Here is a 20162-nt window from a genome sequence, read left to right as displayed (position 1 = left end):
GCAGGATTCCCCTCTCATGAACGCTTACGGGGTTAGCTGACGGATTCGGACCTGAGTAGCCCTACTCGATATTCTCGAGATTCACCCCGGAACTTTTGGTTCCCCCGTTTCCTTTACAGGAATTCAGCGGCAAATATCATTTCTCAGATTGCTCCTTACTTCTTTCCTTATGGGTCAGCAGATCATCCTGTACGCTGTTTTTCCACAAGGGAACGCCCGAACGGTAGGCCGCCCGGCCATTTAGATGGCCTGCGACCGGCGAAGTGATGAATACAAAAAGAATCGCCAGCAGCAGCTTGACACTGATCTCTCCATCTTTGAACCAAAAGTAAAGGAAGCCGCCGCCCAGTAAACATAACACCCCGAACGTTGCGCTTTTGGTGGCCGCATGTGAACGCAGATAGACATCGGGCAGCCGGATCAGGCCAAAGGCACTGATGCCGCAAAAAATGGCGCCCAGCACCACTAGAATCGAGCTAAACAACTCACCTGTCATGCAGTTCCCCTCCTTCTTCCACAACAACCCCACGTTCGATATACCTTGCGAGTGCAGTGGTTCCAATAAACGTCAGAATACCTATAACCAGAATTACCTCAAGAAAATTGCGGGTATCCAGCAGCATACTAATGACAGTAATCATAGCCAGTACATGAATGCCTATCGTATCTAGGGCGGCCACCCTATCCGAACGGGTAGGTCCTTTCAGAAGCCGGAACAGGCACGCGAGTATGGCCATTCCCAGAATGATCAATGCGGTAGTTAATAGTACGGAGACCATCAGCGGGTCACCTCCATGATCACTTGTTCGAAATTACCCCGGATCTGCTTCACCATTTCCTCAGCATCTTTGATGTCAATGGCATGAATAAATAGGGTCTTCCCATCCCTCGACACATCAAGGGTCAGCGTGCCAGGAGTCAGACATATTAGACAAGACAACAGTGTAACTTCCCAGGCTGAGGTTAACGCCGTCTCATAGGCGAATATTCCAGGGCGGATCGCCAGCTTCGGACGAAGAATATGATAAATTACCACAAAGTTCGAGATGGTCAATTCGCGGATAAAGATCAGCAGCAGCTTGAATATGGACCATAGGCGTTTTAAATAAAATGGCCGGGCCTGAGGCTTGGATCTTCTGAATAACAGCAGCATCCCTATGCCGAGCAGAAACCCGATAAGAAAAGTGGCGCCGGAGCTGCTATTATTGATTGCCATCCACAATAAAGCAACTAACAGATTAAACAAGAATTGTAGAGCCATTATATCTACTCCTTCAGTATGGCTTGAATGTATTCCGCAGGTGAAGCCAGAACCTCTCCGGCCTGTGCTACATAGGCATATAGAGCATCTGCTCCAATACCCATTGCAATGACAAGCACAAGCAGTGCAGCGGCGACAGCAGAAGCTCTCTTCAGGTTCACAGCAGGCAGTTCTCTCTCAGGTTCATTTCCCCAGAAGGCCAGCCTGAACATCTTGATTAAGGAATACAGCACCATAAAGCTTGAGCCGAGACCGATCAGAGACAGTGTCAGCATACCGGCATCCAAAGCTCCGCGGATGATCAGCAGCTTTCCGGCAAAACCGCTCAGCGGCGGAATCCCTACCAATGCAAGAGCCAGGATGAAGAACATCCAGCCCAGCAGCGGATATTTTTTGATCATGCCTCCCATACCACTCAAACGATCTGTTCCTGCTGCGGAGATGATTAATCCGCCCAGTATAAACAGGAGCCCTTTAGCCAGCATATCGTGAAGCAGATAGAAGATGACTCCGTTCAGCGAATCCCCGGTACCTGCAGCAAGCCCGAAAGCCACAAATCCGACACTAATAATGACATTATAGTTAAGAATCCGAGTGATATCCTTGTAGGCCACTGCCCCAATGCTGCCCAGAATCATGGTTGCCGCAGCCATCCAGGCGATCAAGCTATGCGTGAGACTGGTATCATTCACAAACATCAGGGTGAACGTGCGGATAATGGCATATAGTCCTACTTTGGTAAGAAGAGCACCAAATAGTGCTCTGATCGCCGAAGGCGGTGCGCCGTACGATCCTGGGAGCCAATAGAACAGGAACAGCCCCGCTTTTAAGGAGAATACGATTAAAAAAAGTACAGCAATTACGTTCAATATGCCTCCTTGCCCCGCTTCAGCAATCCGCTGTGACAAATGCGCCATATTCAGCGTCCCTACAGCCGCATACAGATACGCTACGGCTGCTACAAACAACGTTGACGACACAATATTGATCAGCAGGTATTTCGCCGTCTCCCGTAACTGCAGCTTGGTCCCTCCCAGGGAGATAAGGGCATATGAAGAAATCAGCATCACCTCAAAGAAGACGAACAAGTTGAAAATATCTCCTGTAAGGAAAGAGCCGTATACCCCGACCAGCAAAAAATGAAAGAAAGTATAATAATAATACCGCTCCCTCTGCTCTCCAATGCTGCTGAAGGAATAGAGCAATATGGCGAAGCTTACGATGGAAGCCATCATCACCATTAGTAAAGCGAACATATCTCCAACAAATACAATTCCGTAAGGGGGTACCCACCCTCCCATTTGTAAGGTCAGAATGCCATCAGCATGTACACGTGTAACCAGCAAGGCTGTACTAAGGATAGTAAGGATACCGCTAACTACGCTAATCCCCCGCTGAAGGCGTATCTGCTCTTTGAATAGAATCAGAATCACTGCTGTACATAACGGAATCAGAATAGGCAGAACCAGAAGGTTATTCATTCCTTGGCCTCCTTGATACTGTCGATTTCATCCGTACCTAAGGCCTGATAAGAGCGGTAAGCAAGCACGAAATAGAAGGCAGTTACGCCGAAGCTGATCACGATAGAGGTCAGGATCAGAGCCTGCGGCAGCGGGTCGACATAAGTCTCCTCATTACCCAGCACAGGAGCTGCCCCCCGCTTGAGTCCGGCCATGGTCAGAAGCAGCAGATGTACACCATGCGTCAGTAAGGAGGTTCCCAGGACAACCCGCAGGAGGATTTTGGACAAAATCAGGTACACCCCTATAGTAAACAGAATGCCTATTGCTATCGCCATTACTAGTTCCATCTTTTATCCCCTCCAATCGTTAAAATAATGTTCATCGCAACTCCTACCACTGCTAAATAGACGCCTAAGTCAAATAGCACAGCTGTTGCCAGTTCGACATCTCCAAGGATAGGAAGATGGAAGTGTCCGAAGGAATGACTCAGAAAAGGGACACCAAAGAGAAATGAGCCTGAAGCTGTAAGAATAGCCAGCATGAGCCCTGCTGCCGTGAGCAGACGGTAGTTTACAGGAAACACTTTACGAATCTGATCCATGCCAAACGCGATGGTTATCAGTATAAGCGCTGCGGAAGTCATCAATGCGCCAATGAAGCCTCCCCCCGGATGATTATGACCTGCAAAGAACAGATACAGGGAGAAGATCAGAATGATGATGACAATTCCTTTGGACATCGTCTGCAGAATCACATCATTACTGCGCAGAGGTACAGCCAGCTGCGGATCAATTCGCTTAGGCTCCTCTTCCATTCTCAGATGGACAAGGGCATAAATGCCCAGCGAAGCGATGCCCAGCACCATGATCTCAAACAAAGTATCGAATCCGCGGAAGTCTACAAGAATGACGTTAACTACATTTTTTCCGCCCGCCAGAGCGTAGCTTTCTTGTAAGAAATACTCGGAGATGGACGCGAACGGACTGCTGCCCATTGCTGCCAGAGCGACCAGCGTCACTGTTACACCCACACCAAGCGAGATGATCAGGTTAGGCAACTTGAAGCGCATGTTCTCCTTCTGCTTCCTCAGCTTCGGCAAGTACCGGAAACAGAGCAGGAACAGGATGACGGACACGGTCTCAATAATCATCTGGGTCAGCGCAAGATCAGGTGCCCGGAAAAGGACAAACAGCAGCGTTACCATGTACCCGACACCGCCAGTGAATAGGATCGCATTGACCCGTGATTTGGCAAAAGGAACAGCAAAGGCTGCCAGCAGCATCGTTACAATAACGGCCCATTCATAGAAGGATAAGTCCGCATACTGCTTCATGCCAAAGCTGATCCCGGGTTCCCGGAGGAGAACACTAAGCACAGCCACGATCAAAAAGCTGAAGATATAGAGTAGATAATGGCGGTTAGAGCCGGTCATATAAGCATCTGTCAAACGCGCAGACCCCCGTTCCAGTAGCCGGAGCGACGCATCATACACCCGGTTAAGCGTATTCCGCCCCCTGGCTTCACGGTCCAGCACCCGCAGACGGGTATAGCTTTTGAACAGGAGAATTCCGGCGGCTACAACACCAAGTGTCATGAAGATCTCGGGTGTCCAGCCGTGCCAGAAATGAATAGAAGTCTCAAAGCTTTCTCCCGGAGAGAGCATCCCCGTGTGTATGGAGGCCATTGCCGGCTCAATCAGCGTGACCGAGACCAGATCCGGGAAAAAGGCAAACACTAGTGTAAAAGAAATCAGAATGACGGGTGCCAGCAAGAGTCCTAGTGGAGCTTCATGCGGCGTTTTGTCCAGTTTGTCTGAATGCAGCTTACCGCCGAAGGTCTTAAATACAAGAATCATACTGTATACAAAAGTAAATACACTCGCAATCCAGGCAATGACAGGAAAGAGCTGCAGCCAGAATGCTGAATTCAGAACATCGAACTCGCGGATATTCAGTACCGCAGTGAAAAACATCTCCTTGCTGAGAAATCCGCTGAACGGCGGCAGCCCGGCCATGGAGAACGCCCCCATTAGTGCGACCGAGAAGGTAATCGGCATAAGAGACATCAATCCGCCCAGCTTGCGGAGATCGCGGGTGCCGGTCTCATGGTCGATGATACCTACCACCATGAACAGGCTGCCTTTGAACACAGCATGATTGATGAGGTGGAACAGCGCGGCTGTAGTAGCCATCGTATAAAAAATCGCGTCTTGTCTTCCGCCGGCAAAGCCGGCTGCTGATCCCAGACCAAAGAGTGACATGATGAGGCCCAATTGGCTGATCGTAGAATAGGCCAGTAAGGCTTTGAGATCTGTCTGCCGGATCGCTTTGAACGACCCATAGATCAAAGTAAGCAGGCCGGTTACAGACACCAGCCAGAACCACTCCGCTTGCCCCGCAAAGACAGGAGTAAGCCTGGCCACCAGATAAATCCCTGCCTTGACCATGGTAGCGGAGTGAAGATAGGCGCTGACCGGAGTCGGAGCTTCCATGGCGTCCGGCAGCCAGATATGGAACGGAAACTGAGCCGATTTCGTAAAGGCTCCCAGCAGAATCAGCAGCATAGCCGGGATAAACATAGCGTGATCCGTGATGGTTCCTGCCAATGCAATAATCTCGCGGATACTATAAGTACCGGTCATCACATACAGCAGATTAAATCCGGCAAACATGGCAAGTCCGCCGAACACGGTGATCAGCATAGACTTGAGTGCCCCATAACCGGATCTTTCCCGCCCGTACCAGAAAGCAATAAGCAGGAATGAGGATATACTGGTAAGTTCCCAGAACCCGTATAGTACGATCAGATTATCGGACAGCACTACCCCCAGCATGGCGCCCATGAAGATGAGCAGGTACATATAGAACCGCCGGATTCCCTCCGTCTGTTTGTCGAGATAAAAAATGGAGTATAGCACAACAAGCGCGCCCATTCCCGAAATCAGCAGGACAAAGATCAGACTTAGCCCATCCAGGATCAAGGTGATATTCACTCCAAAAGACGGCATCCAGGCGAAGGTGTCTACTATAGAATCACCTGCACGGATCACAGGAATCCTCGTCAGCAAATACAGGAATAGCGCCGCTGGCAGGGGCAGAACGAGCCATCCCAGATGGAAGCGCGCAGTTTGTCTGGTCAGCAGTAACAGCGCGGATAGTAGAAACGGAAGAAGAATGATGATATGCAGCACGGCTCAGTACCCCTTTCTATCTATAGTTATAGTGCTCACTTCGGCTTGACCCATTCATTCTGTACAATTCTTAAATATTGTGCCTCGCCATTGGTAACCATTTTAAAGAGACCTGTATTAAAATCCGTATCCAATTCCCGGAAGAAGGTGCCCTTTATCGCCTCGCTGCCAGTATTCTCCTCCATTAAAATATAGCGGTCGCCTTTTTTGGCCAGATAGGCAGTAAATCCCCGTTCATGTGTCTGCTCCAGAAGCTCGGGATACCTTTGAACGGCAACGATATGAAGATCAATGGTGCCGACCAGCTCCATCAGATCATTGATGAAATTGCCGCGTGTAATTTCCTGCCACAGGGTTTGGCTGGATTGCCCCAGCACAATCTGTGTCACTTGGTATTCTTGAGCAGTTTCCACGATTACCTGAGCTGTCTTTTTCCCGTTGCATTTGCGGTTCAGAAATTGCCCTCCGGCATCCTGGGTCTGCTGCTCCCAAGCGGAGAGGTACAACTGCTTCTCGTGATTATATTCACCATCTCCGCTGGCATCTACAGTAAGAACAGTAAGCGGAGCCTGAAGCTTTCTGGCCAGCTCGCCGCCTCTCTGAATCAACCGTTGTCCATGGGGCCCGTAATGCACACACACCATAATACTCTCCAGCTTCATTTCCATTTGAAATCCTCCGTAAGTTAATTTTTTCCAGGTAAAAACACAAAAAGAGCCCGCTGTTGGCAGGCTCCTCCGGGTACTTCAGTATACAATTGGCTTTATTATATAGTTCTCAAGAGAGAAAGTAAAGAATATTGACGGCGTATATTGTCCTCTCCATCTGGAGAACACTACTCTTTCTTGCCCAATACCCCATACAGAAATAGATTTCCTAACTCTTTTCTTAAGTCAACAGTTAAGTTCTCAGCAATGGACGGATTGCCTAGCATAGTGATAATTCCGTTCATAAAAATCATAATAGCTTCTGCAGATACGCCCCCAGTTACTTTCCCCTCAGCTTTCCCCTGTTCAATTAATTTCATGATTTCTGGGATGGCAACAGTATTGGCATACTGCTCAACATATGCTTTGAATGCCGGATCTGTAAAGATAAAGTTCTTCATCCCTTCGCTGGTTATGGATTCCTGATTGTTCACCGATACCTCATACATCTTATTCATCTTTTCTTCAAAGGGCAGGTCTGAGTTCATCATTTGGATGAAATCTTTACCCTCTTCCTCCATTTGATGGTAAAAGACTTCTTTGGCCAGCTCCTCTTTATTGCCAAAAAAATTATAGATGGATCCCGGAGAGACACCTGCCTGCTGTGCAATCTCGCGGACGCCTATTTCTTTAAAGTTTCTCGTCATGACCATATCCGTTAACGATTCTAAAATTTGCTTTTTTTTCTGTTGTCTTCGTTTTTCAAAGCCATTCATGATAAATTCCACCTAATCCTGATATTTATGAAACAGCATACCCTTATGTTATATATTTATTGACTTCATAGCAAGATGAGAATATTATGTAACTGAAATCATATTTGTTATATAACTTTGACGGGAGGCGTCAAGCTTTTGATTACAATTGAAGCATTAACAAAGCTCTATTCCAACGGTAAAGGAGTGCGGGAGATTAGCTTTGAGGTGAAGGAAGGCGAGGTTTTCGGTTTCCTGGGACCTAATGGAGCCGGAAAAACAACAACGCTCCGCCAGTTGATGGGTTTCGTTCACCCAACGAGCGGGAAGGCAACGATCAAGGGCCTTGACTGCAGTAGAGACGCTGCACAGATCCAAAAGACTCTGGGATATGTACCCGGGGAAATTGCGTTCTACGATTACATGACCGGACTCCAATTTCTGACCTTTATTGATGAGTTAAGGGGACGTAAAGATCATATACGCCGCAGTCAATTAATCGACAGATTCGAGCTGGAGCCTGGCGGGAAAATCCGTAAAATGTCCAAAGGAATGAAGCAAAAAGTAGGATTAATTGCGGCCTTTATGCATGATCCTGAGGTTATCATTCTGGATGAGCCGACAAGCGGACTGGACCCGCTTATGCAGAAACGTTTTATAGAATTAATTATTGAGGAACGCGGCCGGGGGAAAACCGTCCTGATGTCCTCTCACCTATTCGAAGAGATCGATCAGACCTGTGAACGGGCAGCTATTATACGGGAGGGAGAACTTGTTGCCGTTGAGAACATCCGCTTACTAAAAGCAGCGTTGCCGCAAAGCTTTGTTGTTACCATGGAGGATAAGGAAGATATGGCCCTTCTCCAAAACAGTACTCTGAATTATATACAAAGAGCTCCTCTTATCGTTGAGATCTTTATCAAAGAGGATTATGACCCTATGCTGCGCCTACTGGCTCAATGTAAAGTGGCTCATATGGTGTCAACTCCCCAGACGCTTGAACAGATTTTTATGGACTTTTATGGAAAGGGGCGCTAATTGTGATGTCTTGGGCTCTATTTAAAGCAAATATACGAGTTAACCGTTTTCTGTGGCTTCTGATTGTCGCCGTGTATTCTTTTTATTCCGTGGTCTTATTAAGTATGTTCAACCCGGATAGCGCAGATGAATTGAAGGATATGCTACATATGCTTCCTTCCGGGCTAATGAACGCCATGGGAATGAATTTCGGGTCAACCCTGCTGACTTTTCTGTCAGGGACGTTATACAGTATCCTTCTGTATCTATTCCCCATGATCTTGTCCATTGTTGTTAACCACCGGCTTATAGCCGTACATGTAGATAAAGGCAGTATGGCCTACCTGCTCTCAACTTCCAACTCAAGAATTCGGATCGCCGTGACTCAGGCCGTATTTAGTCTGACCTCTGTAACTGCAATCTTCAGCTGGATCACTGTCCTGACGCTAATCACCTCTTCTGTCATGTTTCCCGGACTAATGGACACCAAGCAATTTATACTATTGAATCTTTACGCACTCCTGATGTATTACACGATTAATGGAATCTGTTTCCTGGCCTCCTGCCTGGCGAACGAAGCCAGATACAGCCTCGGACTGGGGGCCGGCCTCCCGATCACATTTGTATTGCTGCAAATGCTAGGTGATTCCGGGGAAAGGCTGGAATGGCTCGGAAATTTCTCTTTATTCGCCTTGTTCGACCCGGAACGATTATTCGCCGGTGATAGTTTTGCATATATAGGGATGGCTGTATTTGCGGGACTGGCGGCTGTGCTGTATACTGTGGGAATTCTTTGGTTTAATAAAAAAGACTTGCCTATTTAACCTATTTGGCAAGCTGGGGGAATGGAATATGCCAAGAATTGCCCAAACATTTAAATTGGAGACAGGAGCGGTTATTGAGTATACAGTTGCGGGAAGAGGTGAACCAGTGTTCATTCTTCATGGCGGACATTCCAACTGCCAGGAGGATTTTGGCTATAAAATTCTCCTGGAGAACGGGTATTCCATTATTACACCATCGCGGCCCGGTTATGGCCGAACAAGCAAAGAGCTTGGAAGCTCATTAAATACTGCCTGTAAAGCATATGAGCAATTACTGGATCATTTGAATCTTACTAAAGTGCATATTATCGCTGTATCTGCCGGAGGCCCCTCTGGCTTAACTTTTGCTGCCCGCTATCCCCATCGGGTTCACAGCCTTACGCTTCAGTCTGCTGTATCTAAGGCATGGCATAGCCATGAGGATACAACATATAAAGTGTCCAAAATATTGTTCCATCCGAAGACAGAAAAATATACTTGGAAACTGCTCTCCGTCTTCAGCCGCAGCTTTTCGAAATTCATGCTGAAGCAGATGATTCCTTCCTTCAGTAGCCTTCCGGCCAGCCAAGTCATGCAACAATTCACCCAAGAAGATGTTAAACAATTTGTTGCCATGAATCAACGCCAGCGCTCAGGGCATGGATTTATACTAGATCTTGAGCAGCTAGCTTCGTTTGAACCTTCCGGTCTACCTGCAATATTATGTCCTACTCTGATTATACATAGTAAATATGACCAGGCCGTTTTACCTGCGCACGCTCATGCAGCCTTTGAACTCATTCCGCAAGCCGAGCTTTGTCTTTTTGAATCATGGGGACATTTGATCTGGCTTGGCAAGGATGCAGAAACTATGAACAGGAAAATGATTGATTTTTTAAAGACAACAGTATGAACCCTATATTATCAAAACTTCAATTGGTCAAAAATTTTAACGAAGATTTTCGCAATGTTCTTGGCATCATCGATACCTCTATGGTGAGTACCTTCAAGCGGCAGTTTAAGCATAGTTAAGGCTCTTTCCATGCCTACTCCCCTCTCCTTACCAATCATTCTCCCGTGCTGATGCTTGAGACTGATATGGTTATCCGTCCATTCACTTGCGATTTGATGTAGTGCACAATCCTTCTGCAACTGGTTTTTATCATAAAATCCCCAGGAGCAGAGGACATGAGGTTCATTGCCTATCCACTCTTGAAATTGACTTATTGCCTGCGGAAAATACATTGCAGCATCCACATCCGCCTGAGAGATGGAGGTAAGCTGTTTACAAAAATCAGAAAGCTGTGGGCTTAATGCGGGATTTACAAAAATTTGAAAATCGCTCACAGTCTTCAGTCTTTCATTGAGTTTTACGGCTCCGATCTCAATAGTTTCGTGTTGTCTTTTGCGGTCATTATTTCAATAGATGCTTTGAGATCCTATCTTCATTCCAGTCGTATACTAAGACACTATTCTCACGATAATCTAATATAGTTCCTTTTATTCCATAAAATTCGTGAATAGAGGCCAACGTTTTTGCATCTAAAATATACTGGGAGGTAAGCAAATCGACATACAGGTTTCCTTCTATCGTTTTCTTCGCTGTTGGCAGACCGTCACCCTCAGGCATATTAAAATTCGCTAGTACTCTATCCTTTACTAAACCCTTCTGGTTGAACAAGCTTAATTTTTTGGTTTTAGGATTAAATACCATGTAATGATCCCCGGCTTGGAAAGCAAACCCAAGTGGATCGATTGTTCTTCCCCAGATAGCGGAGCCTTTTGGAGATAAAGCTATAAGTTTCTGCGTATTTGCTTGATGTACTGAAAACACAAAAGTGCCATCATCGAGTGCAAAATCAGTATAAAAGCTGACGCCTGCTCCCTTTGGGAAGGTGTATTGGAATGAGCGCTGTAAGGATGAATTGTACACTTCAACTTTTTGAGCATTGCCCTGCTTGGTTAACATCTCTATGGCGATTTGGTTCTTCGACACGGTAGTTAACTTTCCGGATACCACCTTACTTGCTTTCTGCTTGCCATTTTTATCAAAAGAGAGTAGTTGCACCGTTTCTGCACCGATTGTATTCGATTTCTGACCTGCAATAATTAAGTTTCCGTCACTCATGCGATATAACTTGCCGTCAAATGCCCCTAGATCTTGTCCTACACGCTTACTCCAATTCTCCTTCCCTGCAGGGCTCACAGAATAAAGAACTCCTGGAAATGAGAAATAGGCGTATACCGTACCGTCTGGTGCATAAGCAAAAGGATATTCTGTACTTGGCCATCCGTATCCTGCCTTTGCAAACGAGAATACCCATTTCACCTTTCCGGTTTTGGGATCTACGGCTCGGATTGTATCAGGTGACCAAACTTTTGTCTCAGAGAATCTTTCTTCTCCAACATGTAAGTACAGCGTTTCTTGTCCCGGCACATAATAACTCTCTGGTTGAATCGGTATGTAATCTTCATTCGGTGTTTGAGTCCAAACCGCTATTGGTAAGGATTCATAATTCTTAGCAGACACCACCCCACCAACATTTGCAAAAACCAGGGCAGCAACCGTGAAACTGATTAACTTCTTTTTCAAAACGAAAACCTCAACTTTCCTTTTTGATTGGAATACATAATATTATCGACATTTGTAATTCGAATCGATAGACCCATCGCTCCGGGACTATGCCTTTTGTTATTCAGACATCGTACATATTGGTTTGAAACAGCAAAAGGCTGAGCCTAAGTCAAAAATATGACTTTGGGCTCAGCCTTCTTATTTCCTAGTACCGCTCATTGATCTGCTCTCCTAACCATGCGCCTTGGCGGACAAGTCTGCGCTGTAGCTCAGTGATGTCGATACTGCGCGTTTCCCGCGTGCCTGTCTCGGCCAGAATCGCCGCGGCCGTACCGGAGGCTTCGCCCATTGCAAAGCAATTCGGCATAACCCGGGTGGAGCCTTGGGCCGCTCGATCGGTTGATATCGCTCTGCCGGCTACGATTACGTTCTGAATACCGGCCGGAAGCAAGGCGCGATAAGGAATGCCGTGCGACTCTCCCGGAGATAGACGTACCATCGTCATGCCGCTCGTAGGCTTTGCCATATGAATATCAATAAAGTAGGCATTTCGGGCAATATCGTCCGGGAACGAACGGCACGCCAGAAAATCGTCGGCGGTGACGATATAATCGCCGATGATCCGGCGGGTTTCCCGAATCCCGATCTGTTCGCCCGTCAACGTCAGGAAAGCGTTCTCAAATCCGGGAATCGCTTCCCTCAGCCAACCGGTAATGTGTTCAACAAGTGCGCGGCCTTCGATTGCTCCGCGGGTCAGATCATCCGTATTGGAGCCGTCAATTCCGAATACATGCCCGAAATTGAAGCCTGCCGTATGATCGTTTATCCAGGAAATACCGGCCCAATCTCTGGCGACGCGTAACCGCCCTTCACTCTTCGCCTTGTTGATCGCATGTTTCAGATCATGACTGTGCGTCTCAGCACTTGAGAGAAATTTGTTCCGGTCCAGGTTATTTAGAACGAAGCACATCGTCCCCGGCTGCAGCTCTCCATCATCTCCACCTTTGGCGAACTGCCCGCCCGCAAGATAGGTAAGATCCGCATCGCTCGTTGCATCAATGTATATCTTCCCCTTCACCGCCTGGGTTCCGGTCTTGTTGGTAATGACCGCCGCTTCAAGGATGCCGTCCTGCCCAAGAACTTGACCGACGAACGTATGATACAGCACTTTAACGCCAGCCTCCATCATCTTCTCGTCCAATAGGCGTTTTAGAATTTCCGCATCAATCGGCACCCAATCCAGCCGGTCCTTCCATGCTTCCTGAAACCTCTCCTCCATCCTGCTCTTCATATCAAGCAGAATTTCCAGCCCAATCCCACGTATGACCGCCTTGACCTGATCGGTATACGGGCAAAATGCAGGAACCTGAGAGACCGTCGCCATACCGCCCAGGTATCCTCTTTGCTCGATCAGCAATACAGATGCCCCGTTTCTTGCCGCTGCGAGCGCTGCCGCTACTCCTGACGGTCCTCCTCCGGCAACGACAACATCCACTTCTGTGTAGACAGGAATATCGCGCTCGGGTATTTTAACGGTTAATGCCATATCGGTCATTCTGACCACCTCCACCTGATTTCTTCCATTGCAGCTTCAGCTTACATCGAACGCGGTGAGACCGAACGCTCTTGTTTCTTTAATTCACTCGGGGCTACGCCCCAATATTTACGAAATACTCTGGCAAAATAGCTGACATCACGGTATCCTGCCGCTTCTGCTGCATCATACACCTTAACGCCGCTGTGTAAGAGCTCTTTGGCGTGCTCCATACTCCGCTTCAGGAGATATTCCGAAATGGATTTCCCTTCCTCCCGCTTAAAGAGCCGGCTAAGGTAAGAGGGATTGACATATAATCTTTCGGCCAGCGTGTGCAAGGTCAGTTCTTCTTTCCCCAGCATTTCCTCCACAGCCTCAATCATTTGTTTAACGAGCCGATGGCTTGAATGCTTTCGCTCGCGTTCCCGGTATTGGGTAATGCGGCTGGCCACTCTTTTGGACCATTCCACAATTTGCTCTTTGGAGAGCAGGGATTCAAAGGACAGAAACATCGAATAATCCTCTTGCAGCACCTCTTGCATCGACCAGCCCCGCGATTGAATCATACGTGTAAATAAGCTGCTCAAATACAGCAAATGCTCGTATACCTTTTGGGTTGAGACAGCCTGGGAGTATACGTTCTTGAAATAGCAGTCTATCAGCTCAGCAACCGCTGCTGCGTGATCCGTATGAACCGCAATCTCCAGCTGCTTTTCGAATTCAGCGTCATAATGAAACGGCTGCTCTTTGTTGGTTACGTCCAGGTAAGGAACGAACACCTCATGTCCGTAAATGGCCCGCTCCTGCAGTGCACGGCGTGCCTGCCGATAGGACAGCGAAACATGGTCCCATGAGCCTGGGGTCCCTAGTCCGGCACTGGCGGTAAGCTTCAGACACTCTTTAACAATGTTGAAGAGACGGGGAACGTGAACATTAATCCGCTGAATGATATCTGGAGCCGATTCCTCCGGTTGTCCCAAAAAGAGCAGCACGGTTGCTCCGTCCGCATCATTAAAGACCCGGCAGTCTTCATGCTGCAAACATTCAGCCGCTATGCATTCCAGCGAAAACTGCAGCAACGCCTGATCCGAAGACGTAAATCGTTCTCCTTGCTCGTGAATCGGATCGATTTCACATACGGCTACAGCAAACCAGCTATAGAGGGCAAGCTCCAGATTCAGCTCCTCCATATGCTTCTTGAGCTCCCAGTCCGCATACCGGCCCTGTATCCAGTTTCTATAAAAATCATCCTGGAGCTGAGGCAGGCGGTCATGCCATTTCCGCTCCAGCTCAATCATACTGTGCTTTTCCATCAGTTCCTCTCGGATCTCTTCCGCAGCCGCAAGAATAGCCTTCAAGATTTCATCGTCTCCGGCCGGCTTCAGCAAGTACTTCATGACGCCAAGCCCCACAGCAGCCTGCGCATACGGGAAATCGTCATGGCCGCTTAAAATCACGAATTTCATGTGCGTTTCCTGCTGCAGCACCGTTCTCGCCAAGGTTAACCCGTCCATCTCCGGCATCTCGATATCGAGCAGCACGATATCGGGCTTCCTGCGTTCGATCATGGATAGCGCTTCCAAGCCGTTCTCGGCAAGCGCTACCACTTCGATGCCATGCTCATTCCACGGTATATTGTTGGCCAGACTATTCAAAATTCGAATTTCATCTTCAACAATCATGAGATTCATGTTCCGCTTCCCCTCTCTCCTCCCGGCAGCGGTCTGCCGGTAAATCGATGACCGCCACCGTTCCGTTCCCTTCCCCGCTGACGATCTTCAATTCCGCCGTCTCCCCATAGTAAATGGCGATTCGAGCCTGGACATTGAGCAGCGCAAAAAACTCGGAGTTCTTCTCGGGGGGCGTCGTGTAATCCCCGAATCTGATTCTTGCCAAGGCCTGTTGAATCCGCATAAGCCTCGGCCCTGGAATCCCTCTTCCATTATCGGTTACCTGGATGATCAGCCGGTCATTAGACACATCGGTGCGGATGCTTAAGGTTCCGCCTTTTTTTCGTTTCTCCAATCCATGCAATATGGCATTCTCAACCAGCGGCTGAAGCAGCAGCTTCAGAATATGCAAATGATGGCTATCCTCAGAAGCGCAGTACTCCACCGTAAACCGGTCGGCAAAACGGATTTGCTGAATGCGAATATAGTAATGAAGGTGCTTGAACGTTTCCTCCACCGTAAACGACTCCTGCCCTTTGCTCAAACTCAGCCTGAAGAAGTTCGACAAGTTGAGCACCATTGTACTGATCTCTTCCGCTTCATAATTTTTGGCCGTCCAATAAATCGAATCCAGCGTGTTGTACAAGAAGTGGGGATTAATCTGAGCCTGCAGAAATTTGAGCTCCGTCTTGGTCATTCTGAGCTGTTGCTCATAGATATCCTTGATCAGATGACGCTGCTGACTCGCCGTTTCGTTGAAAGCATCCGTTAAATACCCCAACTCGTCCTGCCGCCCGTTCTCCAGCCTGATATTCAGATTGCCTTTACGCAGCTGCCGCATACCGGACACAAGTCTTGATATCGGAGAAGCAATTCCGCTGTAGATAAACCAGGCAATCCAGACGGCAAGCACGATGCTGAGTGCAATAATGCAGTACGCAAAAATTTGCAGCGGCCTCGACTTATCATAAATCTCACGCTCGGGCTGGATCAGCAGCAGCGACCATCCGCTTCGGGGAGAAGTCACCCGCAGAATCAAATTTTTCTCATCCGTTTCCGGGGTTACCCGGACAACAACACTGCCTGGCTGGACGTCCCTCCATTCGAAAGACAACGTTTCTTCTGTAGAAGCATTCGATACGATCAACCGCTCCCGGGCATCAAACAGATAGACCTTGGAGCTGCTGTTCGCCAGCAAATGGGACAGCGAGCGGAGCAACTGATTCTTCGAAATCGACAGCATGAGAACATTTTCGCCTTTTTCGGCGCGATAGAAATCCATAAGTCTCATCATAATAAGCTGATTCCGGTTATAGATAGGATCCGGGAGTCCGGACAAATTCTCTTCATGGCGTTCTGACAAGTAGTATATGCTTGCGCCATTTGCCTTCAGTGCTTCATCGTACCATGGTTCAGGGCCTTGGGATTCACGGTGCAGCAGCCCGAGCTTGCTTGCGATCAGCGAGTTGGAGGGACGATGATAAATCATGGCGTCGCTTAAATATTCATTGACCATGGTTATATTCGTAATCTCTTCCATGACACGCGTGAAGTCCATAATCGCCCCGGAGGTCAGGGTCTTCTCCTGATGAGACAGCAGGGTGGATAAATTAGTATCGGTTGCGATCAAGGTGGACAGATTATGGATGCTCTTTAAGGTCAAGTCAACAAACTCCAAAGCGGAGTTCATGGCACTGAGCGTGCGCTCGCCAAGCTCCTGCTCCAAAATCCGCTGAGACTTTACATTGGCAAACATGCTGAACGCCACCAGCGGCAGCAGGATGAGAAGAAAATAACAGGTTAGCCTAAACTGTATCGACTGCTTCAAGACGCTGCGGAATTGCGTCAGCCACTTCATACGATTCCCCCACGATACATGCTGCCTTCATTATAGCTTAGACCCCGTTATCCGTCCTGTTTATTGCCCGTTGACTTCCTTCGTCATTTCTTCGCCGCCGTTTTTCTTCCAGTCTTCAACAAATTGATCAAAACTGTCTACCGGCTGCTGGCCGATGATGATTTTCGTGAAGGCTTCGACCTCCATTTTGGACAGCTTAGGCCCGTATTTACCCATTCCAGGCGTCGGTACGCCCAGATATTGATTACGGATGGCAACCTTGTTAATCTTGTCGACAATCTCATTCAGCTTAAACTCCATACCGAGCGAGTCCAGACGTTCTCTGGATACTTCAGAATTGAACGGTACAATCGCTTCGCCGAGCGTTAGCCGGTAAATATGCTTGTTGTGCTCATCAAAGTTCGTAACCACCTTCCCGTCCTCCATATTCCATACCTCGCCCTCAAATCCGAGCATGAGTGTGCGGTATCCGTCTCCGATCATGAAATCAAGCATCTTAATGACAGCCTCCGGATGTTTGCTCGTAACCGGAATCACATTAAATCCGGAAACATAGCTATTGCCCCAGGTTCCCTGCTTCCCGTCAGGTCCGGTTGGATATTCGAGGGTAATCCACTCGGCATTGGGATCATTTTTCTGGTTGGTCAGGATCGGGCCGCGGGTATCATACCAGTTCCCGGAGAACAGACCCACTTTGCCGCTGGCGACTTTCTCGTCAACATTGGCCATCTTATTTAAAGCCCACTCGGGATCAATCAGCTTTTCCTTATAGAGACCGGCAAGATAGCTTAGTGCTTCCTTCATTTCCGGCAGTGTGCTGGAATTCACCAATTGCCCGTCCCGTTCAGTCCATTGGCCCCGCTGGATTCCCCATGCCCCGATAAACGGAGCTACTCTGCCGAGGTTTTCCTGCAGGATCAGACCAAACGTATCGTTTTTGCCGTTTCCGTCCGGATCATCCTGCGCAAAAGCGCGAATCACCTGTTTGTATTCTTCCAGCGTTGTCGGCGGTTTGAGCCCCAGACGGTCCAGCCAATCCTTGCGTGCAAACATGATTTCATTGCCCGGGATCGGGTTCAGGCCGGGAATCGCATAGATCTTTCCGTCCACAGTGACAACCTTCCAGGCTTCCTCCGGGATACTTTTCTTCAAATTCGGTCCGTATTCGTCGATTAAATTATTCAGAGGGGTAAGGGCCTTCTGCCGGACATAGCTTTCGAACCAATTGGCATCATAGGACAGGAGCATATCGGGCAGATCATCGGAGGCCATAATCACGTTCAGGGCATCCCCGTAACCGTCCGCAGGAGGCGTGATCAGCTTGATGTCCAGGCCCGTGTTCTCACGGATGTAATCAATATAAGGATTATTGTTCTCGTCCATGCCCGGCGGGAACTTCCGTCCGGCATTGCTTAATACGATATCAATGGCCTGGCGTTTTTCCTTCCCTTCGGCTCCTTCCTCCTTCGTGCCGGATGAACACGCGGACACCAGCAGCATGGAAGTCACCACCAGAATGGATACGGATCTTTTTACGAAGATTGAAACTTTCATATCACAATCCCCTCTCTTTTTTCATGTTACATGCCGTTCTAGCCTTTTACGGATCCAAGCATAATCCCTTTGACAAAATGCTTCTGCAGAAACGGATACACGATCAGGATCGGAACCGTGCTGGCAATCAGCGCCGCAGCCTTTAAGGACTCCAAGGCCAGCAGGGTGCTGTCGATATTGGCGGAGTACCCGTTGTTATTGCTGATGTTCGATTGATTGAACATGATCAGCTCACGCAAATACACCTGCAACGGGAAAAGATTCCGGTCCGTCACATACAGGACGGTGTCAAAGAAGGCGTTCCAATGTCCGACCGCATGGAACAAGGTAATCGTGGCAATGACCGGCATGGATAACGGAACGACGATCCGGATGAGCGTTCCGATATTGGAGGAGCCGTCAATCTTGGCGGATTCCTCCAATTCAGGCGGCACGCCTTGAAAGAAATTTTTCATAATAATAACATTGAACGCGCTAACCGCTCCAGGAATGATATAGACCCAGAAGGAATTCAGCAGCCCGGTCGCTTTCACGACCAGAAAGGTTGGAATCATGCCCCCGTTAAACAGCATCGTGAACACAATCAGGAACATGATGGCTGATCGTCCTTTAATATAAGCCTTGGACAGCGGATAAGCCAGCATACAAGTGATCACCACATTCAACATCGTGCCGATGACCGTGCGCAGTAAACTGACCTTGAAGGCATTCAAAAAAGCCTGTTCGCGCAGTACCTTAACATACGCTTCGAAACTGAAATCCACCGGCCATAACGTCACCCTGCCGGAGGTTATCGCCTGATGGCTGCTGAAAGACTGGGCCACGATATGCAGGAACGGGAGAAGCGCAAGCAGTGCAATGAAGCCTAGGGCCAGGTAATTAAGCCTCGATGCCAGATGTTCCCCCCTAGTAAGTCTCATAGATTCACCCCCTCTACCATAAGCTGTCCTGGCCAAGCTTTCTGGCGGCTTTGTTGGCGAGGACGACCAATATCAGACTGATGACCGATTTGAACAACCCGACAGCGGTAGTAAAGCTGAATTGACCCTGCGTGATTCCGGTCCGGTATACATAAGTCTCGATAACATCGGCCACATTGTATACCAGCGGATTGTAGAGCACAAAGATCTGTTCGAAGCCGACATCCAGAACGCTTCCCAAGCGCAATACGAACAGGATCACGATGGTCCCGATGAGCGATGGCAGGGTGACGTGGATCAACTGCTTCCACTTGCTCGCGCCGTCTACGACAGCGGCCTCGTAGATTTGTGGATCGATCGATGCCAGCGCAGCCAGATAGATGATGGCCCCCCATCCCGCTTCCTTCCAGATATCGCTGACCACAAGCACCGTTCTGAACCATTCCTGACTGCCCAGGAAGAAGATCGGCTCCAAACCGATCATGCCCAGAAGCTGATTGACGATGCCCGTTGCCGGGGACAGCACGTTGACCAGGATACCTCCGATGATGACCCAGGACAGAAAATGCGGTAAATAGACAAGCGTCTGGACCCCGCGCTTATACAGCATGTGCCGGACTTCATTCAACATCAAGGCCAGGATGATTGGACCCGGAAATCCCCAGATCAGCTTGTATAAACTGATCAGCAGCGTATTTTTGAATACCGTGTAAAACTCGCTGTCCGTAAACATATTTTTAAAATGCGTAAGTCCCACCCATTCGCTGCCGCGGATGCCGGCAAAGGCGCTAAAATCCTGAAAGGCAACGATGATGCCTCCCATTGGCACATACTTGAAAATGATAAAATACGCGAGCCCCGGCAGCATAATCAGGTATAAATCCCAGTACTTTTTCAGGGCCTGAAACCGCGCCG

Annotated in this window: 18 protein-coding genes, 1 pseudogene and 1 riboswitch; of the genes and pseudogenes, 3 read left to right on the top strand and 16 right to left on the bottom strand. The window is 48.4% G+C overall.

Annotated elements, in window-relative coordinates:
* Positions 1-6: 6 nt before the first annotated feature.
* Positions 7-139, bottom strand: a riboswitch (cyclic di-AMP (ydaO/yuaA leader).
* The 8 genes from mnhG to NSS83_RS03635 all read right to left on the bottom strand — a co-directional run bounded on the left by mnhG (position 137) and on the right by NSS83_RS03635 (position 7337).
* Positions 137-496 carry a monovalent cation/H(+) antiporter subunit G gene (gene mnhG, locus NSS83_RS03670; protein ID WP_341185695.1) on the bottom strand — a complete coding sequence of 120 codons (360 nt, stop codon included), beginning with the start codon at positions 494-496 and terminating at the stop codon, positions 137-139. It overlaps the preceding riboswitch by 3 nt.
* Positions 486-779, bottom strand: coding sequence for a Na(+)/H(+) antiporter subunit F1 (locus NSS83_RS03665; protein ID WP_076153742.1), 294 nt, complete (start codon positions 777-779; stop codon positions 486-488). Before NSS83_RS03665 ends, mnhG begins: the two co-directional genes overlap by 11 nt.
* Positions 779-1261, bottom strand: a complete 483-nt coding sequence (locus NSS83_RS03660; RefSeq protein ID WP_341185696.1) for a Na+/H+ antiporter subunit E — start codon at positions 1259-1261, stop codon at positions 779-781. Before NSS83_RS03660 ends, NSS83_RS03665 begins: the two co-directional genes overlap by 1 nt.
* 5 nt (positions 1262-1266) lie before the next feature.
* A complete protein-coding gene (locus NSS83_RS03655) occupies positions 1267-2742 on the bottom strand; it encodes a Na+/H+ antiporter subunit D (RefSeq protein WP_341347698.1) in 1476 nt (491 codons plus the stop codon).
* Positions 2739-3071 (bottom strand): Na(+)/H(+) antiporter subunit C, encoded by a 333-nt coding sequence (locus NSS83_RS03650; protein ID WP_341347697.1) that lies wholly within the window; start codon positions 3069-3071, stop codon positions 2739-2741. The genes NSS83_RS03655 and NSS83_RS03650 overlap by 4 nt, the downstream gene beginning before the upstream one ends.
* Positions 3062-5914: a Na+/H+ antiporter subunit A gene (locus NSS83_RS03645; protein ID WP_341347696.1), complete on the bottom strand. Its 2853-nt coding sequence runs from the start codon at positions 5912-5914 to the stop codon at positions 3062-3064. The genes NSS83_RS03650 and NSS83_RS03645 overlap by 10 nt, the downstream gene beginning before the upstream one ends.
* 35 nt (positions 5915-5949) lie before the next feature.
* Positions 5950-6582 (bottom strand): universal stress protein, encoded by a 633-nt coding sequence (locus NSS83_RS03640; protein WP_051494070.1) that lies wholly within the window; start codon positions 6580-6582, stop codon positions 5950-5952.
* Between the two features lie 167 nt (positions 6583-6749).
* The gene (locus tag NSS83_RS03635) at positions 6750-7337 is read right to left on the bottom strand and encodes a TetR/AcrR family transcriptional regulator (RefSeq protein WP_341185700.1); all 588 of its coding nucleotides are present in this window, start codon (positions 7335-7337) and stop codon (positions 6750-6752) included.
* Positions 7338-7475: 138 nt separating this feature from the next.
* On the opposite strand from NSS83_RS03635, the gene NSS83_RS03630 reads away from it, so the two are divergent.
* The 3 genes from NSS83_RS03630 (at position 7476) to NSS83_RS03620 (ending at position 10049) form a co-directional block, all read left to right on the top strand.
* Positions 7476-8354, top strand: a complete 879-nt coding sequence (locus NSS83_RS03630; RefSeq protein WP_341347695.1) for an ABC transporter ATP-binding protein — start codon at positions 7476-7478, stop codon at positions 8352-8354.
* A gap of 149 nt (positions 8355-8503) precedes the next feature.
* Positions 8504-9157, top strand: coding sequence for a hypothetical protein (locus tag NSS83_RS03625; RefSeq protein ID WP_341347694.1), 654 nt, complete (start codon positions 8504-8506; stop codon positions 9155-9157).
* 28 nt (positions 9158-9185) lie between these two features.
* Complete coding sequence (locus tag NSS83_RS03620) at positions 9186-10049, top strand: alpha/beta hydrolase (protein WP_341347693.1); 864 nt, start codon at positions 9186-9188, stop codon at positions 10047-10049.
* An 11-nt stretch (positions 10050-10060) separates the two neighbouring features.
* Here the strand turns inward: NSS83_RS03620 and NSS83_RS03615 are convergent.
* The 8 genes and pseudogenes from NSS83_RS03615 to NSS83_RS03580 all read right to left on the bottom strand — a co-directional run.
* Positions 10061-10531 (bottom strand): annotated as a pseudogene (locus tag NSS83_RS03615) (3'-5' exonuclease); the annotation flags it as partial.
* A 19-nt stretch (positions 10532-10550) separates the two neighbouring features.
* Complete coding sequence (locus NSS83_RS03610) at positions 10551-11729, bottom strand: hypothetical protein (protein ID WP_341347692.1); 1179 nt, start codon at positions 11727-11729, stop codon at positions 10551-10553.
* A 187-nt stretch (positions 11730-11916) separates the two neighbouring features.
* Positions 11917-13266 (bottom strand): FAD-dependent oxidoreductase, encoded by a 1350-nt coding sequence (locus NSS83_RS03605; protein WP_341185704.1) that lies wholly within the window; start codon positions 13264-13266, stop codon positions 11917-11919.
* 41 nt (positions 13267-13307) lie between these two features.
* Complete coding sequence (locus NSS83_RS03600; RefSeq protein ID WP_341185705.1) at positions 13308-14936, bottom strand: response regulator; 1629 nt, start codon at positions 14934-14936, stop codon at positions 13308-13310.
* The gene (locus tag NSS83_RS03595) at positions 14917-16773 is read right to left on the bottom strand and encodes a sensor histidine kinase (RefSeq protein ID WP_341347691.1); all 1857 of its coding nucleotides are present in this window, start codon (positions 16771-16773) and stop codon (positions 14917-14919) included. Before NSS83_RS03595 ends, NSS83_RS03600 begins: the two co-directional genes overlap by 20 nt.
* Before the next feature lie 60 nt (positions 16774-16833).
* Positions 16834-18327 (bottom strand): extracellular solute-binding protein, encoded by a 1494-nt coding sequence (locus tag NSS83_RS03590; protein WP_341347690.1) that lies wholly within the window; start codon positions 18325-18327, stop codon positions 16834-16836.
* Between the two features lie 38 nt (positions 18328-18365).
* Complete coding sequence (locus NSS83_RS03585; RefSeq protein WP_341185708.1) at positions 18366-19247, bottom strand: carbohydrate ABC transporter permease; 882 nt, start codon at positions 19245-19247, stop codon at positions 18366-18368.
* A 13-nt stretch (positions 19248-19260) separates the two neighbouring features.
* A complete protein-coding gene (locus NSS83_RS03580) occupies positions 19261-20115 on the bottom strand; it encodes an ABC transporter permease subunit (RefSeq protein ID WP_341186800.1) in 855 nt (284 codons plus the stop codon).
* Between the last annotated feature and the right edge of the window lie 47 nt (positions 20116-20162).

The organism is Paenibacillus sp. FSL H3-0469 (assembly GCF_038051945.1).
Taxonomy (GTDB): Bacteria; Bacillota; Bacilli; order Paenibacillales; family Paenibacillaceae; genus Paenibacillus_AQ.
The sequence above is the reverse complement of the archived record's forward strand: the minus strand, read 5'-3'. Positions and strand labels throughout refer to the sequence as shown.

Bases quoted from the DNA above. Each gene is read 5' to 3' on its own strand.
- NSS83_RS03635 (WP_341185700.1), bottom strand. From the start codon at position 7,337: ATGAATGGCTTTGAAAAACGAAGACAACAGAAAAAAAAGCAAATTTTA.
- NSS83_RS03625 (WP_341347694.1), top strand. From the start codon at position 8,504: ATGCTTCCTTCCGGGCTAATGAACGCCATGGGAATGAATTTCGGGTCA.
- NSS83_RS03595 (WP_341347691.1), bottom strand. From the start codon at position 16,773: ATGAAGTGGCTGACGCAATTCCGCAGCGTCTTGAAGCAGTCGATACAG.
- NSS83_RS03620 (WP_341347693.1), top strand. From the start codon at position 9,186: ATGCCAAGAATTGCCCAAACATTTAAATTGGAGACAGGAGCGGTTATT.
- NSS83_RS03580 (WP_341186800.1), bottom strand. From the start codon at position 20,115: ATGCTGCCGGGGCTCGCGTATTTTATCATTTTCAAGTATGTGCCAATG.
- NSS83_RS03650 (WP_341347697.1), bottom strand. From the start codon at position 3,071: ATGGAACTAGTAATGGCGATAGCAATAGGCATTCTGTTTACTATAGGG.
- NSS83_RS03655 (WP_341347698.1), bottom strand. From the start codon at position 2,742: ATGAATAACCTTCTGGTTCTGCCTATTCTGATTCCGTTATGTACAGCA.
- NSS83_RS03660 (WP_341185696.1), bottom strand. From the start codon at position 1,261: ATGGCTCTACAATTCTTGTTTAATCTGTTAGTTGCTTTATTGTGGATG.
- NSS83_RS03600 (WP_341185705.1), bottom strand. From the start codon at position 14,936: ATGAATCTCATGATTGTTGAAGATGAAATTCGAATTTTGAATAGTCTG.
- mnhG (WP_341185695.1), bottom strand. From the start codon at position 496: ATGACAGGTGAGTTGTTTAGCTCGATTCTAGTGGTGCTGGGCGCCATT.
- NSS83_RS03665 (WP_076153742.1), bottom strand. From the start codon at position 779: ATGGTCTCCGTACTATTAACTACCGCATTGATCATTCTGGGAATGGCC.
- NSS83_RS03585 (WP_341185708.1), bottom strand. From the start codon at position 19,247: ATGAGACTTACTAGGGGGGAACATCTGGCATCGAGGCTTAATTACCTG.
- NSS83_RS03590 (WP_341347690.1), bottom strand. From the start codon at position 18,327: ATGAAAGTTTCAATCTTCGTAAAAAGATCCGTATCCATTCTGGTGGTG.
- NSS83_RS03640 (WP_051494070.1), bottom strand. From the start codon at position 6,582: ATGGAAATGAAGCTGGAGAGTATTATGGTGTGTGTGCATTACGGGCCC.
- NSS83_RS03605 (WP_341185704.1), bottom strand. From the start codon at position 13,266: ATGACCGATATGGCATTAACCGTTAAAATACCCGAGCGCGATATTCCT.